Annotated in this window: 5 protein-coding genes and 1 pseudogene; 4 read left to right on the plus strand and 2 right to left on the minus strand. The window is 67.3% G+C overall.

Translation table 11 applies throughout. The features are described 5' to 3' along the window. On the minus strand, positions 1-215 hold a 215-nt coding region (locus tag C1J00_RS41210; protein ID WP_281262800.1), incomplete at its 3' end, for an HGxxPAAW family protein. 97 nt (positions 216-312) lie between these two features. Between C1J00_RS41210 and C1J00_RS41215 the strand changes: the two genes are divergently transcribed. After that, the gene (locus C1J00_RS41215) at positions 313-789 is read left to right on the plus strand and encodes a MarR family winged helix-turn-helix transcriptional regulator (protein ID WP_102913949.1); all 477 of its coding nucleotides are present in this window, start codon (positions 313-315) and stop codon (positions 787-789) included. A gap of 48 nt (positions 790-837) precedes the next feature. Here C1J00_RS41215 and C1J00_RS41220 read toward each other — a convergent pair whose 3' ends face one another. Then, positions 838-1,104, minus strand: coding sequence for a hypothetical protein (locus C1J00_RS41220; protein ID WP_102913950.1), 267 nt, complete (start codon positions 1,102-1,104; stop codon positions 838-840). A 64-nt stretch (positions 1,105-1,168) separates the two neighbouring features. On the opposite strand from C1J00_RS41220, the pseudogene C1J00_RS41225 reads away from it, so the two are divergent. The 3 genes and pseudogenes from C1J00_RS41225 to C1J00_RS41235 all read left to right on the plus strand — a co-directional run. After that, a pseudogene (locus C1J00_RS41225) lies at positions 1,169-1,618 on the plus strand (transposase); the annotation flags it as partial. Positions 1,619-1,693: 75 nt separating this feature from the next. Beyond that, positions 1,694-2,344, plus strand: coding sequence for a hypothetical protein (locus C1J00_RS41230; protein ID WP_102913951.1), 651 nt, complete (start codon positions 1,694-1,696; stop codon positions 2,342-2,344). An 83-nt stretch (positions 2,345-2,427) separates the two neighbouring features. Next, positions 2,428-2,685: a hypothetical protein gene (locus C1J00_RS41235; protein WP_102913952.1), complete on the plus strand. Its 258-nt coding sequence runs from the start codon at positions 2,428-2,430 to the stop codon at positions 2,683-2,685. Positions 2,686-2,997 lie beyond the last annotated feature (312 nt).

The raw sequence follows: 2,997 nt of genomic DNA on the forward strand, positions 1-2,997 counted from the left end.
GCCCGGGGCCGCAGTCCCGGCCCCTTCCCCCACCCGGAGAGATGCAGGGCCCAGGTGACGAGCAGGCTCACGACCCCGATCGCCAGCCCACCGGTGATCAGGAGGCCGGAGACCGTGCAGACTCCCAGCCCGGCCACTCCTGCCCCGACGGTGGCGATGCCGAATCCGACCCACCCCGCGACCGTGTGCCCGTGGTCATACTGATGTGCACTCACGTGTCACTCCCTCGCGCCCAAGGGCTCCTACTCGCCGAACCCTTCATGTGCTAAGACTTTTACGGCCCAAACATCTCACGAACTAAGGGATCTGGGTATGCCAGCCAAGCCGCGTCCGGCCGCCACGCCGGAACAGGCCCTAACGGCGATGGACCGGCTCATCGCGACTCACCTGGTCGGGCAGCACGAGATCGCCCAGCAGGTGGGCCTCAGTGTGACCGACCTCACCTGCTTCGCCTATGTGATCGAGGCCGGCGAGAACCTTCCCACGGCAGGCGACCTCGCGGCCCGCGTCCACGTCACCACCGGCGCTGTCACCGGCATCCTCAACCGCCTGGAGCGCGCCGGCTACATCACCCGCCGCCCCGACCCCACGGACCGCCGCCGCATCCGCGTGGCGGCCCGGCCGGACGCGGTCGCCCGTGTCCGAGAGGTCTACGAGCCGTACTACGCCCGCCTCACGCACCTCTTCGCGGACTACTCCCCGGACGAGATCGCCGTCCTGCACGACTGGTTCACCCGCGCGAGCACGCTGGCGGCGAACTATCTGGAAGAGCACTGCCGCCCGGACTGAGCGAACGCCCCGGGGCCACGCGACTCGCCTGCGGGACTGCCGCCCCCGCTACCTGGACTGCCGAGAGTGCCGGCTCGACCGTCGGCGCATGGCAAGGACGCAGGCGAGCATGCCGAGAGCCCAGGCGATCAGGAGGGCTCCCCACAGTGGCATGGTCACGACCGGCACGAGCAGGCGGATCTCGACGTCCGAGCGGTTCTCGAAGATGAAGATCAGAGCGACCGCGCTGATCAGAACGAACGGCAGGAAGCGACGGACGGCGGGGCGGGAGAGAAGCGGTGTACGCGCCTTGTGGTCCGGGCTGGTGCGAGTCATGGAGCACCTCTCCATCACGTTGCCCCCAACTCCAGCGTCCGCCTCCCCGAGGAGGCCCGCCACCGATGTCCTCGACTCCCCGCCGAAGTCCGCGCAGCCGGGAGCGAAGAAGGCCCCGCAGGAGATCTACAGCGCCGAGGACCGCGAGCACGCCGAGCAGTCCGTCAAGCTGTTCGCGAAGCTCTACGACGCGAAATTCCCCCAGGCCGTCAAGAAGATCACCAACGACCAGGCCGAGTTGCTGGCGTTTTACGACTTCCCCGCCGAGCACTGGATCCATCTGCGTACCACGAATCCGATCGAGTCCACGTTCGCCACGGTCCGGCTGCGGACCAAGGTCACCCGCGGCGCCGACTCCCGCACCGCCGCCCTGGCGATGGTCTTCAAGCTCGTCGAGTCCGCCCAGCAGCGGTGGCGGGCGGTGAACGCGCCCCACCTCGTTGCCCTGGTCCGGGCCGGCGCCCGCTTCGAGAGCGGCTGGCTCGTCGAACGCCCGGAAACCCCCGCAGCATGAACAACCTCGACCAATCCACGGGACCTGCCCGACAATTGCCCCTGCTGGACTCCCTCAACAGACCGGTGGGCAACCGTGGGCGAATCGCACCCGCTCTTGACGTTCTTCATGGCCGCCGCCGACGGTTGCTTCCCGCCGATCGACGGCCGGGTGACGGTGTTACCGCCCCTGGCCGGAGGACTCGAGTGCTCGGTCGCCTTCACCGGCCACGCCGTCGTCGCCACCGCCCTGACCAGCCAGGCCATACACGCCCAAGGACCGGATGGCTTCGGTGCGTCGCTCTCGCCGGACTTCCTGCGCCACCTGGCCGGCCCGAAGGGTTGGATCGACGTCACCGACGCGACACTCACGGCCCGCGGTACGGGCGGCCCGCCGCGCCTAGCAGAGCTGGCCGATGCGGATGACCATCCACGCGTCCGCCATGCCAGGAAGCTGCGGACGAACGTCAAGGTCTACGGTGACGAACGCGGCCTCATCACCCTGGCCGACGGCCTCGCCGGGCGGCGGGAGCTGAGTATCGAACTCCGCAACGTCCAGGACGGCAGCCAAGGACACGGACGGTCGCTCCTCGCCGATGCCCTTTCCCTGGTTCCGGAAGCCGACCCAGTCTTCGCTGCCGTTTCCCCCGGCAACGCCCGCTCCCTACGCGCCTTCCTCGCCTGCGGGTTCACACCCATAGGCAGCGAGGTCCTGGTGCGTCCCGAACGGGATAGCCAGGCGCGCTGACATGGGCAGAATCTTCAACCGCTCGCCTCTACCAACGATCCACAGGTATTGACAATTACTCAGGGAGCCGATGGGGGAGGGGCATGGCCGACAGTAGCGACGTCTTGATTGAGCTCTGGAAAGATCAGCGCGACCAGATGCGGCGGCTTGAGAACCAACGCGCAACGCTCACCAATATCGTGATCCTAGTGGTGGCAGCGGGGCTGGGCTTCGTCGCTCAGAGGGGGCTAGGGCCGTCGATGCTCGCGGTCACACTGCCCATGATGCTGCTCGGCTCGTTTGGAGCGCTGGCATGCATGAAGTACCGGGAACGACACGCTCTCCAGACGCACAAGCGTTGAGCCTTCGCAAGGAACTAGCCGGCCTGCATCCGAGCCTCTCTATCGACTCAGGATGGGCTGACACCTACCGAAGGCAGCAGGCTCGTTTCCCTAAGCTGTTCAGGTTGCGCCTCTATGCGTTGTGGGTGGCGCTTCACCTAGGCATCGCTCTGGGCGGCGGAGTGTTGTCCGTATGGTTCCTGCTGTGACCTTCCCCTCGTAGCGTAGAGACCCTGACTGCAGGGGAAGTTGAGGGTCATGGCAGGCAAGAGGCGGAAGTTCGACGCGGAGTTCCGTGAGGGGGCTGTGCGGATCGTCGCCGAGACCGGCAAG

Source organism: Streptomyces cahuitamycinicus (assembly GCF_002891435.1).
Taxonomy (GTDB): Bacteria; Actinomycetota; Actinomycetes; order Streptomycetales; family Streptomycetaceae; genus Streptomyces; species Streptomyces cahuitamycinicus.